Source organism: Aquiflexum sp. TKW24L (genome assembly GCF_023502205.1).
Taxonomy (GTDB): Bacteria; Bacteroidota; Bacteroidia; order Cytophagales; family Cyclobacteriaceae; genus Cognataquiflexum.
Map to the genome: position 1 here is coordinate 1 of NZ_JAMFLG010000046.1, position 14793 is coordinate 14793.

The window sequence follows — 14793 nt, forward strand, 5'->3', positions numbered from 1 at the left end:
CCCATCGGGGCGAAATATTGGTAGCCCCGTGCAAGGTGCTACTCTAATTTCCATACTTTCCACAAATTCCATGCACCGCCGCTCGGGGATATAATGGCGGGTTCCAAGGTATTTCGGTCACGAACCCCCTAAGAATGAGAATCCTCAATACCGAAATGGTGGAGAGAATCTTATCGTTTTCCTGTTTCAATCATTTGATAAATTCTTTTCTTTTTTGTCCTAGTGTCACTTTTTGTCCCCGATAAATACGGGGCAGGCTTTACCACAAAAAGTAACCATCCCGAGCTATCGGGACTAGCGCAATAATCCTTCCCCACACAAGGCCACCGCCGGCCTGGAATTGCGCTTCCTCCCCACTAGTTTTCCATTATATAATTTTTCTAAAGAATAAGATTTCTGAATTGTATCCCATTCCAAATTCTATTCATAAATCCCCCTCCACCAACAGCCCCGAAGCGGGCTGAATATTAATAACCCCGTGCAAGGTGCTACTTCACTTCTCATACTCAAATAAATTCCATGCACCGCCGCTCGGGGATAAAAGGGCAGTTTGTTTAGTATTTCGGTCACGTATTTCCTAAGTAGGAGAATCTTCAATACCGAAATGATTGGAAACTCCTCTCATTTCTCCCCCTTCGACCAACAGCCCCGAATTGGGCTGAATATTATTTACCCCGTGCAAGGTGCTGCTCCAATTCTCATACTCAAATAAATTCCATGCACCGCCGCTCGGGGATAAAAGGGCAGTTTGTTTAGTATTTCGGTCACGTATTTCCTAAGTAGGAGAATCTTCAATACCGAAATGGTTGGAAACTCCTCTCATTTCCCCCCCTTCGACCAACAGCCCCGAAGTGGGCTGAATATTATTTACCCCGTGCAAGGTGCTGCTCCAATTCTCATACTCAAACAAATCTCCATGCACCGCCGCTCGGGGATAAAATGGCGGGTTCCAAGGTATTTCGGTCACGAATCTTCTTAGATGGAGAATCTTCATTACCGAAATGGTTGGATCATCCTCCTATGTCGACTGAAAAAATCTGAATATTCTCTGTTATTCCCATCCTTTACCTCCCCTGATTTTTCTTAAAATTCTCCGCCTGCTCAAAAATCTCCACATACACTTCATCTCTCTCTACAGGGGGATAGCCAAATTCATCCAGCAACAAAATCAACCCAACCTTCAAGGCTGACTTGATATCGTCCCGTTTATTCCAATCTGGGAACTTGGCCTGCCCATCCACAAGGTCCTTCACCGCCTTAGCCAATTCTATCAATTTGTCCTCAGGATAGTTGAAATCATACTTCACGCACAATTCCTTCAGGATATCGTAAAATGCCTTTTCCTCAAAGTCAATTCCCAAGGCATCTCCGGCAGAGAATTCCCTGTGAACTTCCCAAATCATATTGGTAAGCGCTTCAGCCATTTCCTCATAAACCTCACTTCTCAAAATATCTGCTTCATCCCTTAGGTTGTACCGGTCCACCAGGTCCTGCATTTTTTTGCTGAAGTCAATGCCTTTGACCCGGTTTACCTTTTTCATTTCCTTGATCACTTTGGCAAGGAGTTGCTGTAGCAATTTGATTTTGGTATTGGGCAACTTGATTTTGTCAATCTTAGCCAGATAATCTTCATCAAAAATATCCTGCTCGGTTTCTTCCTCATTACCGAGTTTGAATATTTCTTCCACCCCATCACTTTGAAGGGCATCTTTGATCATTTCCCTAACCTTGGCATTCATTTGGGCAGTATCGGGAGCATTTCCTTTGGTAAGTTTGAAGACGATAGACCTGACTGCCAAATAGAAATGGGTATAGTCTCTTTCTGATTGTTTCAATTGTTCACTTCCTGCACAGATATCATAAGCAGCCTTTAACCGCTTCACCAAACCCATAAACCGCGTCTCAAAATCCTTCGTCTTTTGAACAAATTCAGCCGCCAAATTCAAAGTATGCAATTGCTGAATGGTGGTTCCATTGAAATACTTGGAGCTATCGAAGGTGTGTAAAAGTCTAGCCAATAGGTCTAAATGATTCCTGACGATAATGATGGATTCGGCAATGTCCTCAAAGTTGTCTTTGTCGCCTTCACTGTATTGCTTCAAAGCCAGATTCATTTGCTTTTTGATACCGATGTAATCCACCACCAAGCCTTTGTTTTTTCCTTCAAACTTGCGGTTTACCCTTGAAATGGTCTGAATCAGGTTATGCCTTTGAATCGGTTTATCAATATAGATGCTATCCAAAAATGGCACATCAAATCCTGTCAGCCACATATCCACTACGATAGCGATCTTGAAGTTGGACTTTTCATTTTTGAATTGCCGGTCCAATTCCTTGCGGTATTCTTTGGTACCTAATAAGTCGTAAAGTTCTTTCTGGTCATCTTGTCCTCTTGTGGCAATGAGTTTAATCTGGGTGGGGTGTAGCTTCTGGGTTGAATGCAGCTCCAGCTGTATTCCTCTGTACAAAAAAGCAATATGATTTTCAGGCAAATTTGCTTTCATAGGATTATTCAGAATATATCTAACAGTATTGTTAAAATGTTCTTCATCTCTGATAAACCTGTCCCAATATTCAGACATCCAAAATTTTGTTGCGTCTTTGTCAATCCCGAGATTAAACCTTTTATTGTTTTGCAAGGCCCATTTCCCTGTGAATGATTTCCATGACTGAATTATCCTTACCAAATCTCCGTTTGTCTTAATCAAAACATGAACATGATTTGGCATAATTGACCAAGCCAATAAATTATATTTATCCCCGTCGTGGTGTAAAAGGGCTTCCTGCACTACTTGAGCCATTTCTCTGTTTGCCAAAGCGCAACATCCTAATCCTTGATCAAGCCAGTATTGACATTTTTTTCGCCTTTCTACGTCTCTTATATCATCAGAAAGATGTTGAATTTCTTCTTCGATTTCTTTTAAAACTTCCTGTGGAAGGCTATCTGCTAATCTGAATGTGATGAATTGGATTAAACCTTCTTTATTTCGGTGGGGTAGATTACCATAGTGCCACTCTTCAGGATTTCCAAAGTTTTTGGTGAAGTGCTGAGCGTAGTTTGTACTTTCAATGTGCTCGAAGCTGGAGCTTCGAGAGCCCAGGTGGGCTATGATATTTTTATACAACTCATAGGCGATTTCCCGTGTGCTACACACAAACATGGCTTTGCCTTTGACAGTCGAACCTTCAGAAACCCTGTTTTCATAATGGGTTACAAAATCTTCGGCAACCGCTTTCAATCGGGCAGGATCGCCAATAATGGCATACATCTGCGCCATCTCTTTTTTGCTTTGCTCTATCTGATTTTCATTGCTCCCGACTTCGGCACATTTGGCATAGTAAGCTTCTATCTCTTTGAGTTTGGAATTGTTCAGCAATACCTTGGCCGCCCGGCCTTCATATACGATCCTAACCGTGATTTCATCTTTCACCGATTCGGTCATGGTATAGGCATCCACCACCTTGCCAAAAACATCCAGCGTGGCATCTATGGGTGTCCCCGTGAAACCTACAAAAGTGGCATTCGGCAAGGAATCATGTAAATACTTGGCGAAGCCAAAAGTCTTGGTAACACCCTTGTCAGTTACTTTTACTTTTTGGTCCAAGTTCACCTGACTGCGGTGGGCCTCATCTGAGATGCAGATTACATTTGTCCGATCTGTCAGCAATAAGGTATCTTCGGTAAACTTGTGGATGGTGGTCAAAAAAACGCCACCGCTTTGTCTGCCTTCCAATAATTCCCGGAGATCGGCCCGGCTTTCCACACTGATGACGGTATTGTCCCCGATAAACTTCTTGGCATTGGTAAACTGCCCCGCAAGCTGATCGTCTAAGTCGGTGCGGTCGGTAATCAGGATGATAGTAGGACTCTCAAAATATTCACTTTTCATCAGCAACCGCGTGAGGTAGAGCATGGTAAAACTCTTTCCGCAACCCGTGGCTCCAAAATAAGTCCCTCCCTTTCCGTTACCATGGGGCTTTTGTGCCAATTTTATATGGTCATACAATGCCCTTGCCGCATAATACTGCGGGTAGCGGCAGACAATTTTCTCGTTTTTCTTGGAGCTGTCAGGTATGTAAATAAAGTTGCGGAGGATATCTCGGAAACGGTTCTTATCAAACATGCCCTGAACCAACGTGTACATGCTGTTTATTCCCTGAGCTTCGGCAAGCTCCTGCTTGTCGATTTTTTCGTAAATCGGGAGCTTCACGCCACCTAGAACTCTCCTCCAGGCATAGAAAAACTCATAAGGGGCAAAGAAGGAACCGGCTTTGTTGTTCACTCCATCACTGAGGACACAGAAGGCATTGTATTTAAATAGCTCAGGAATGTCTCTGCGGTATCGGACTGTCAGTTGCTTAAAGGCATCGTACACCGTGGCCTCTTCACGGATCGCACTTTTAAATTCAAAGACCACGAGTGGCAAACCGTTCACATAGACAATGCCGTCCGGGATGCGTTTTTCCGATCCGAAGATTTCAAATTGGGTGACAAACTTATAGATGTTGTTGTCCCTTTGATATTGAGCTTTTTCATCAAAGCTGAAGTTTTTTTCAACATCTTCTCCAGCTATGGATATCAGGTCAACTGCATCAGCTTGGCGTTGGGTATCCAAGCCACTGTAATCAATCAGTTGGATATAAATGTCCTTTTGGCTGCGGTCCTCTCTTTTAAGTATAAAACCATCCGAAAGCATCCTCAAAAATGTTTTGTTGCTTTCGTACAGGTCGGAAGAGGAGAGGGATTTGAGTTGGAGAACAATGGATTTGGTTTCGTTTAGCGTAATTCCTTCCTTGCTGTATTGTTCCAAAAGAAAACCTGTCAAATCCTCCTCAATCAAGACCTCCTCAGGCGGCCGGGAAAGGGTAACGCCCAAATGATGGGGATATCCTTCTTGCCCCAACAATTCGGTAAAGGCACTTTCCAACTTTCCTTCAGTGAATTTCATTTTACACCTTCAATTTTTATTGTCCAGGAAATTGATTGCATTCTTTCTCGAATCATCTTTAAGGTTTCCAAAATGGATTCTTCTTTGGGCAACTCTCCATATACCAGGTTTTTAAAGTCACCTTTATAAACTGCTTTCAGTTCAGTCCAGACATTTTCCGGGTCTTTAAAAATGAGCGCCTCATTGGGATGATAAATCAGCCATTTATTGTTGTTTTTAAAACTTGCCACATCATCATTGGCTACTTTCAACAGCATGCTATCAAAAGCCTCTGAATGAAGAAATTTTGAAAATTCCGCTTGCTGTAATAACTGATGTAAATCGTAAGTATGTCTTATTTTTTTCTTTAAATCTTCTATCGGGTTTTCACTGTAAGAAAAACGGACTAAACTCATAATTTTTTCACAAATGGTTCTGATGGGTTCTAATACCTGCAATTCAAAAGGAAGCAGTCCGTTTTCTTTTGCAAAATCAGATTGCTTATTTTCCAACATCATTTGACCAACAAATGAAACAATGCTTTTGGTGGTGTATGGTTCGAAATATCCGAGCCAAGTGGATTCTACCACAATTGCATCCCTGACCTGTCCAAAATCACCTCTAAATTCTTTATTGTAAGAATGGGCTGTTTTGCGGTTCATTCCCATTTTTTGGGTTATGCCCTCAATAGTTACTTCCGGCAAAACCCTATTTACCACATCACTTATTGTTCTGATTTTTGTCGTTAGTTTATTGTTTGACTCTCCTTCACGCCTCAATACCACCAAGTCGATATCTTCCGAAAAACGGTCCACCATATTGTAACATTTTGAGAGCGCCGTCCCTCCTTTAAACACCGTATCCCTACCGATTTCATTGTTGAAAATCGTAAACAAAGCATAGGTAACCCAATAGTCCTTTTCTACATATATGGATTTTATTCCCATTGTTTCGGCTGTAAAATTTACTGCTTTCACAAATTCAGTTAGATTTTGGTGCAGTATCATCTAATATTCCAGTTTTTAATGGTAGGAAATTCGGCTTCCTTAACATTCAACTTATATACCGTTGTTGGATTTAAGCTGCTTTTTAAATCAGATAAATCAAACTCAGTGGTAAACTTTTCTTCAATTATTGCGCCTAACAATGCCCTTACCCTTGGTGGGTAGGTCATTGAAAGTCTGATCAAATCTCCAATGGCTGATTTACTGAAATTCACCAATTTACCTGCTAAAATTTTGATGGCTTGGGAAGTGGATGTATCGGAAATGTTTCTTATATCTTTCAGTGCATCCAATACACCCAACAATTGATAATTGTCCTCCGTAATTTCTGCATACGATTTTACAGTACTAGTCTTAAGCCATCCCTTTTCTATTTTTTTTCGGCTTCTGTTGGTTGCTATTTTTGTTCTGAAGTAATTTTGAGTGGTAAGGTTTAATTGGTTGTACAATTCGCCACCGGTTACATAGCCCACTCTTTTTCCTTTTTTAAACAAAAACCGGTTTAATAGGGCATTGTAATCCGGACCTAAGGTTCCAAACCGGGTTTCTTCAGGTTTATAAAAAATCCCCTTGGATATTTTTTTGATGATTCCTTTTTTTTGGAGTCGTTCCAATGCCTTGGCAGCAGTCACAAAATCAGCTTGGCCTATACCCAAATCATCATATCCAAAAGGCTTACCTTCGGGTATGCTTTCAATTGTTTTCCGTATCTGCGCTGCAATTTTCATACGTCAAAGGTAGTTGTTTTAATTAAAATGTCAAGTTTTTTACGTGTAAAACTTGACAATTATTCCATCCTCAACAACTCGGTAAAAGCACTTTCCAAATTCCTTCAGAGAATTTCATTTCTTTGCTTTCCCCAGTTTTTTAATGTCAGCCTCGATCTCTTTCAAGCTTTCCTCTTTTTCTAGGACGCTGTGCGCTGCGTAGCCCAGATACGGAACTGTGTACCCTGAGCGGATTTAACCCGATAACCTACCGAGATAATCACATCAAGATTATAATGATCGATTTCTCTTTCCACTTCTCTGGAACCTTCCAGTTGAACTATCCGGAATTTCCGGACAGTTGAACTTTTGTCCAATTCCCCTTCCTGAAAGACATTGCCAAGATGCTCACTGATGGTTCGCTTGTCTTTACCAAACAATAGCCCCATCTGTGCCTGAGTAAGCCAGACAGTCTCTTCCTCCAGGCGCACATCGATTTTGATATTGCCATCAGGGTTTTGGTAGATAAGGATATCGCTGTTCATTTTTTATATACAGATCATCTGGTAATTGAATTGCCCCAACAACTCGGTAAAAGCACTTTCCAACTTTCGTTCAGTGAATTTCATGTTAGGCTAGAATGTAAAGACATAACCTACATTATAAAAAATACCTGTATCTAGATTCTTTATCAGAACGGATGGTTTTTCTACAAATAGTTTTGTTCCGTAATCCTCTTCATTAAAACTCGCCGAGACATTATCCACATAACCGGTAGCCCAGCCAATATTTGCAGTAAGATGATTTTTCTTTCCAATTGAAACGCCAAACCCATAAAGCAATCTAGCCCTTATTTCTTCACCTAAGGAAATGCCTGTACCTATACTTCCGTGAACACCAAAGAATTCATGCAAAATCGGAAGCTTGTACCCAGCGTGAAAAAGTGCCGAAACCCCAATTTCTCCTTCTAAAGGAGATTCCTTCAACACTTTGAAGTTCTGGGTAGAGTCATTCACTTGAACCGTCTCAAAGCCAACACGCTCACTTTGAAGATTAGAATAATACAATCCAGGTCCAACAGCCCAATACCAAGGAGAACGTCCAAACTTGATAGGGGAAAGGTGATACGTCTGAAGATTTGAAGCCGAATCCTTAGGAATAAAACTCATCTTGATTTCTGCTTCTTCTCCGGTAAATTGGATGGGAAGGGAGGTATAAGTTGTTTGATTGTAAAGATGTACAATGGAGACAAGTGCTTTTTCAGCATTTTCTGAACTTACTTGAGATTTTGCTTTTGCGGTATTTGTTTTCAATTCGGAGATAGCTTTATCAACCTTTGTTTTCTCAGTGTTTATCAGAATGGAATCAATTCCAGGGGTATTCATTAAAAGAATAACATCTGGGTTGCTAAAATATTCTTTTAACTTATCCTCATTTGCTTTCAAGTCAGCTTCTAATTTTGAAAGAATTATTTTGATTCGTGTAAACCCTTGAAGCTTTCCTTTGATATCTATAGAATTAAAATCTCTAGGTATAGGATTTATTTTGGAGGTTATCCTTATTGTCATTAATTCATAGCTCAAACTGTCTATTTTTTCATTTTCGGCCTTGAGGATTATACCGAATTTTTTAAGATATTCCTCCTCATCTTTGAGTCTTGAAAGAATTTTTTCGGTTAGTGGATTCTTTTTTTTAGGATCGACCTTGAATTTTTTATTGTCAATAGCAATTGAATCCGGACTAGCCTCCAAAGCTTTAGCCAATTCTGCAGCATTGAATTTACCTAATATATCACTTAAGCCAGTTAAATCAATCGATCCAAAAACCGGGAAATCCAATGCCTTGCTGTAGTACACAGTGTCCTTGACATTTATTTCTACCCGATAATTGTTGAGGTTGATGCTGTCCACTACCACCCGATAAAAGTCGCCGGTCTTTATCCTTTTGGGAACAGTAACCTTATCTCCTGGAACGAAATTAATTTTCACCTCTCTTTCAAGATCATAATCTTTAATTTTTTGGGCTGAACAAAAACTTGAAATCCCAAGAATAAGGATGGATAAAATAATTAGCTGCTTCATAAAAGTTGTATTTGTAGTATTTAGGTTTGATTAATTGTCTATTCTTTCTTGTATTTAAAAGACCTGATAATTTATTGAGGAAAAGTCATTTTTGCTTTCAAATTTTAGTTTTAGACCTTCTGTTGGAATAATAGTAGTAAACCTACTATGTGCAATAGGAATTATTTTGTTTGGAATATACTCTGATTTTACCCTTTCAATGAAACTAGTTACCTCTTTTTGTAAAAAACTCTTCCCCATTTGGTCAATCTCCTCAAGTTCATTTTTTACAAATAGATTTAATGATTCTATAATCAAATCAATATATCGTTCTAATATAAATTCCGCTTTTTTCTTAAGGAATTTTAGAAACCTTTCAATTTGAATACAAATAAGTTCAGTCAAAATTTCAAGTATAATTAATTGTTTGGGAAAAAATATAAATAAAAAGTAATTCACTTCACTTTTTATTCCATCGTAAGAAGTTCTATAGTTGTGTGTTTTTCCTGCATTAATTATGCAGGGTGGGGTTTTAATACTCCCTTGATCATCTAATTCAAGAACGGGGACGAAACTAGTATGCCAAATTAGGTTTCCAATTTTGCTATGAAAATCAGATTTTGATGTAATTCTAGGAAACACATACATTACTGACTCCTTTTTTATGCCGGGAGTGTTTGCAAGGGCTCGAAGAATAATATGTTGTGTTTTACCAGCTGCTTCATTGAATTTAAATAAAACATGTTCAGATGGAGCGCTGGGTTTTTTAAACAGAGATCTTGCTTTTACACTATAATCCATATGCTCACCGGATTTGTATTGAAGCATTAAGAGTCGCTTATCGGCCAAGGTTGGATTGTTTATGTTTATAGAAACGTCATAACCTCCTCCGGCATTTGCCTCCTCTTCTTGGGTAAGACCTTCAGCGAAAAATGTGGATTGGTTCAAAAAGTGTGACCAAGTTTTTCCAGAAAGCAAATGAGAAATAGGGGAGAAGTCTAAATACCATAAAAATGACTTACTAATGGTGAGTAATTCATTTGTGATATTCAATTCAAAAGTCTTTTCGTTAATTTCTTTTTTAACCTTATGCTTTTTTTTCATGCTAATTTTTTTCGAAGTCTAATTCCATTCCCATCATCATATTATAATGACCAATATTATCAGTGTGGCTAAAAATATTTTTAAACACTTCTAAGTATTTGGTAATTGTTCCGTCTGGTGCTTCAATAAATAAATCATCAGGCAATGTATGAGAACCCTCATTTGCCCAGCTTAATAAAGAACTGCAAATTTCCCTATCTTCTTGAGTTGTAAACTTATTGATTAAAACATCATCTCGTTTGTTCCCTAAAATACTGAAATAGTTTTCAAGGATTCGTCTTAGTGTATTTTGAATAGTAATACCCGAGTTATTTTCCCACTCCTTTATTTCTCTCCACAGTAATTCATAAGATGATTGGATTGGATTATTCAACCCATAGAAATGAATAGTAGAAACTTTGTTATTCTTGCGTAGAATCCAGAATTGAGATTTTTCTCCCTTCCTGTTCAATCCTTCATAAGAGACCTCCTTATGAAAATACACATTGTGGGTTAGTAGAATTATCTGTTTGATGTTGCCTACATCTGATTTTACGTTTTTAATTATTTCCTTAATCAATGTGCTAACTACAAATAATACATTGCTATCTAAGCTAGAAATAGGATCATCAATTACTAAAATCCTTTCTTCGTTTACAGACTCTTCAGTTTCTCCACCCTTTGCTCTTTGCAGAAAATACAAAAATGTAATAAAGGTAATTTCTCCCTCACTTAAAGTTGTTTCAGCGATTTCTCCGTCTTCACGTAGTATTTGGTAAAATCCTTTTTCTGCAGTGGGGACAATTTCAAAGTTTAAAAAACCATACGACCTTAGAAGTCTGTTTATTTCATCAACTGTTGGCTGAATACTGGTTACATTTTTACTGAGATTCTGAATTTCACTTTGTAGGGTATGAAACTCAGTCAGCTTTGCAGTTAATTGTGTTTGTAAACCTGTTATTCCTGTTTCTAATCCTCCTTTGTCTGAAAGGTATTTAGCAATATCAGTCCTGAATTCTTCAATAATATACTTCCAGATCGATCGAATTAAGTCAGATTTTTCGGCATTGAAATTTGCTACGATATCATTGTGCTTTTTGATTTCATCATTGGCATCTTTGATTAAGTCTGCAATTAAATCTAGTTGCTCTTTTAGAGAAACTAACTCAATACTTCTACTAGGCTCTTTGATTTTGTTGTTTAAAAACTCGCTATTGGTTGTATTTTGACTTATTAGAGTTTTAAGGTAGGCTGAAAATTTATCGACATTTAGCTTTGTATCTTTAAAATTCTTTTGACTCGTTTCAATATCATTTAGTTCATTGATAAGATTTTGTGTCAATAAATTATATTCCTGCTTTAGCTCTTTTATTACTTTGATATCGTTTAAGTAAGTTACATCAAACCAATTCTCCAACTGATTTTTAAAATCTTCATTAATGGTTGGTTGCTGACAAAAAGGACAAATATCTTCATCTGCTTGGATATAACTTCTTCCTTGATTTACCCAATCGTTGATATTCAGTTTCTGAATTAGTTTGGCAATATCCACATCTGCTTTACCAACAATTATTTTCTTCCAAACAGACTCAACTTCAATATCAAGTATTCTTTCGTAGCTAATTGTATTTATTGGTTCAATATTTTGAGGAACTTCTCCAAAAATGGTTTTAGCGTTTTCTTTCAATTCCCCCAAAGTTTTTAAAGTCGCTATGTTATTTGAAAACTCTTGTAACAATCTATTTTTAAAAAGTTCCCCAGATTTCATTGAGCCTACGAAGGCTTCTTTGAACTCTTTATCGTACTTCTTATAAATCTTTTTCCAACTACTTTCAGTAAACTCTTTTTCTAAGTCGTCCTTCCTTTGTTTTTGAGCATTAAGCGTTTCACGTTTTTTTATTCCGTCAGCTTTTACATTTTTTAATTCCTCATTTTTATCCTCAATTACTTTTATTTCTTCTTTAGTAGCTTGACCAAGCGTAAAAACCCCGTTTAGTTTACCCTTTCCAAAGTTCTGTTCTCTAAATTCTTTGTTATAAACCAATACTTTAATTGGTGTTTCGTTTTTCCAATTTACAGTGCAATTAGCAAATTTTAAATTAACTGGATTTTGGAGAAAGTTTGATAATGTGGTTTTGCCGCAACCATTAGCCCCATAGATAAAGTTCACTTTTTTTAACCCATCTATTTGCACCCCATTTACAGGGTCATAAGTAGCTACATTTTTTACTTTGATAGATGTAATCATTGGGTATTTACTTTTTCTAATTTCAAACTCTCCACCACCCCCTTCATCAGGACAGGGCAAAGCGGTTTAATAGCGTTTTTCAGTTGCTCATTGATACGTTTTCGAGTTTCCAAGGTATGATAAATAGTTACAATGGCTTCCTGGATTTTAATATCGGGAATGGGCAATTTTACATTGCACATATCAGCCCAATCAAAAGTTTCTCTTGCACTGCCCCAAGAATTAAATCTTGCATAACGGTCAAATTCAGTTCTTTTAAAAAACAAAAACAAATATTCAGGTAGTAAAATTGATGCGTTTTTTACTCTAAATACTGTATAAGTACTAGAAACAAGTCCTGCTTCGCCATCTAAAAGTGCGATTGAAATTTTCTCACCGTTTCTTGAAGTAACTGAGACATAGCTGAATTCTCTTTGGCGAACAATTTTGTAATTCGATAACTCTAGTTGCTCTTTATTAGATTTGGTTTCAATAAATATCTTGTTCACACTTATTCCCACAAGATTGTCAATCTTCAAATCTCTATTCCTTTCATCCGATTGCTCAATATATTCTCCAAGCACTTTCGGCTCTTCCGTTTTTATCAGATTTTCAATGTAGGTATCACAAATCAATTGTAAATCAGCTAAACTGTTTTCGTAAGTTTTTTGATTGGTCAGCAAGCCGCTGTAAAGAGCAACAAATTTTCTTTGTTCTTCAATATCAGGAATGGGTATCCTTATTTCGGAAAAACGTTCCCATTCTAAACTTGCCCTTACACTGCTATCGCTAATAAACCACCCGTATCTGTCTGATTCGGGTCTTTGAAACCACATCATCATGTATTCTGGCAGCAGTTCATTTTCGTCATTCACTTCAATCACCAAATAAGCAGGGGAAATAATGGCAAGTTTTTCTTCTGTAAATAATGCCAAACGGATAGTTTCATCTCTGCCTACTTGCATTGCACTATATGCAAATTGACCTTTCTGAATTATTTTGTATTTAGACAAATCCGTTTCAGAAGTATTGGCAACCGAAGGCATAAAGTTTTTGGTAATGTTTATGCCCAATAAGTTTGTAATCGCTAAATCCTTATTACGATTATCAACCAAATGAATATAATTACCAATACGCTTATAACTCATAGCCCAAAGTTTTAAAAGCATTAATCAATTGTTCCTGCGATTGCTTTTCTTCTTTCAAAAGGGTTTTAAAATCCTTTTGTATCCGCTTCATTTCAGTGTCAAAATCTATTTCGCTGTCTCGGTTAATAAACTCAATGTATTTACTTGGCACCAAGGAATAATTATGGCGCTTTAATTGTTCAAATTGAGCCGAATAGCAAAATTCAGGAATGTTTTTATAAGTTTTCTGCCAATCAACTTGCTGCCAACCATGGTAAGTAAAGGTGATTTTCTCTAAATCCTTTTTAATTAACTCCACAAACATTTTTTCATATTCTGTGCCCCACCTTCTCAAATCAACAAAAAGGATTTCACCTTTTCTATCCCTATAGTTTCTCTCCAAATCTCCCGATTTTATCGAGCGGGCTTTTTTATTTTTGTTAAGAATCCAAAGCGTAACACTGATATCGGTGGTGTAAAACATGTTTCTTGGCAAAACAACAATTGCCTCTACCAAATCATTTTCGATCAACTTCCTGCGGATTTTGTATTCTTCACCTCCGCCACTGAGGGCACCGTTGGCTAGAATAAAACCCGCAATCCCGTTTTCGGATAGCTTCGATACCATATTCAAAATCCATCCATAATTGGCGTTACTCTTAGGCGGCACATCGTAGCCTCTCCATCTCGGATCGTCTTTCAGTTCATTTTCTGCCCGCCAGTCTTTTTGATTAAAAGGAGGGTTGGCCATGATAAAGTCTGCTTTCAGGTCCTTATGTTGGTCATCGGCAAAGGTATCCGCTGCTTTTTCTCCCAGATTACCACTGATGCCCCGGATGGCAAGGTTCATCTTTGCCAGTTTGTATGTAGTGTTGGTATATTCCTGCCCATAGATCGAAATCTCTTTTTTATTGCCATGATGCGCTTCTATAAACTTGATGGACTGCACAAACATACCTCCCGAACCGCAGGCCGGGTCATAGATGATCCCTTTGTAGGGTTCGATCATCTCTGCAATCAGGTTAACAATACTCTTGGGTGTATAAAATTCCCCTTTTCCTTTTCCTTCGGCAAGCGCAAACTTGGATAGGAAGTATTCATACACTTTGCCTACCACATCCTGCTTGGGGTCCTTGAGGGTATCGATGTCATTGATGGTGTCAAGGAGAGAGGCAAGCTTGGTGATGTCGAGTCCCAAGCGGGAAAAGTAATTATCGGGCAAGGCACCTTTCAGCGCTTTGTTGTTTTTCTCAATGGTATGCAGGGCAGTGTCAATAAGCAGGGCAATGTCATTTTGCTTTGACTTTTTGATCAGAAATCCCCAGCGGCTATTTTCTTCCAAAAAGAAGACATTGCTCATATTGTAAAAATCGGGCATCTCAATGTATTTCTCTTTGCCCTCAGCGATCAGTTTGGCGCGGTGGTCCTCAAACTTGTCACTGGCAAATTTCAAAAATATCAGACTCAATACGACGTGTTTGTATTCTGCAGGCTCAACGCTACCTCTCAATTTATTGGCAGCATCCCATAGGGTGACTTCAATGGGCTTATCCTGGATTTGCTTGGATACTTTTACTTTTCCCGTGGCTTTGTTGGCGGGCTCTTCCTTTAGTTTGGGCATTATCTTTACTTATTGATCACAGATTTGTATTCTGCT

Annotated in this window: 10 protein-coding genes; all 10 read right to left on the minus strand. The window is 38.2% G+C overall.

Annotated elements, in window-relative coordinates:
* Window positions 1-775: 775 nt before the first annotated feature.
* A complete protein-coding gene (locus M3O96_RS19725) occupies window positions 776-994 on the minus strand; it encodes a hypothetical protein (protein WP_249723615.1) in 219 nt (72 codons plus the stop codon).
* A gap of 70 nt (window positions 995-1064) precedes the next feature.
* Complete coding sequence (locus M3O96_RS19730; RefSeq protein WP_249723619.1) at window positions 1065-4949, minus strand: HsdR family type I site-specific deoxyribonuclease; 3885 nt, start codon at window positions 4947-4949, stop codon at window positions 1065-1067.
* Window positions 4946-5935, minus strand: coding sequence for a nucleotidyl transferase AbiEii/AbiGii toxin family protein (locus tag M3O96_RS19735; RefSeq protein ID WP_249723620.1), 990 nt, complete (start codon window positions 5933-5935; stop codon window positions 4946-4948). The genes M3O96_RS19730 and M3O96_RS19735 overlap by 4 nt, the downstream gene beginning before the upstream one ends.
* Window positions 5932-6660, minus strand: a complete 729-nt coding sequence (locus M3O96_RS19740; protein WP_249723621.1) for a DUF6088 family protein — start codon at window positions 6658-6660, stop codon at window positions 5932-5934. The genes M3O96_RS19735 and M3O96_RS19740 overlap by 4 nt, the downstream gene beginning before the upstream one ends.
* Before the next feature lie 179 nt (window positions 6661-6839).
* Window positions 6840-7184, minus strand: a complete 345-nt coding sequence (locus tag M3O96_RS19745; protein ID WP_249723631.1) for a virulence RhuM family protein — start codon at window positions 7182-7184, stop codon at window positions 6840-6842.
* Between the two features lie 90 nt (window positions 7185-7274).
* Window positions 7275-8720, minus strand: a complete 1446-nt coding sequence (locus M3O96_RS19750) for a hypothetical protein (protein WP_249723640.1) — start codon at window positions 8718-8720, stop codon at window positions 7275-7277.
* Window positions 8721-8774: 54 nt separating this feature from the next.
* Window positions 8775-9803, minus strand: coding sequence for a hypothetical protein (locus tag M3O96_RS19755; protein ID WP_249723642.1), 1029 nt, complete (start codon window positions 9801-9803; stop codon window positions 8775-8777).
* Window position 9804: 1 nt separating this feature from the next.
* Window positions 9805-12090, minus strand: coding sequence for an AAA family ATPase (locus tag M3O96_RS19760; RefSeq protein ID WP_249723648.1), 2286 nt, complete (start codon window positions 12088-12090; stop codon window positions 9805-9807).
* Window positions 12027-13157, minus strand: coding sequence for a restriction endonuclease subunit S (locus tag M3O96_RS19765; RefSeq protein WP_249723650.1), 1131 nt, complete (start codon window positions 13155-13157; stop codon window positions 12027-12029). The genes M3O96_RS19760 and M3O96_RS19765 overlap by 64 nt, the downstream gene beginning before the upstream one ends.
* Window positions 13147-14757, minus strand: a complete 1611-nt coding sequence (locus M3O96_RS19770) for a type I restriction-modification system subunit M (protein ID WP_249723652.1) — start codon at window positions 14755-14757, stop codon at window positions 13147-13149. Before M3O96_RS19770 ends, M3O96_RS19765 begins: the two co-directional genes overlap by 11 nt.
* Between the last annotated feature and the right edge of the window lie 36 nt (window positions 14758-14793).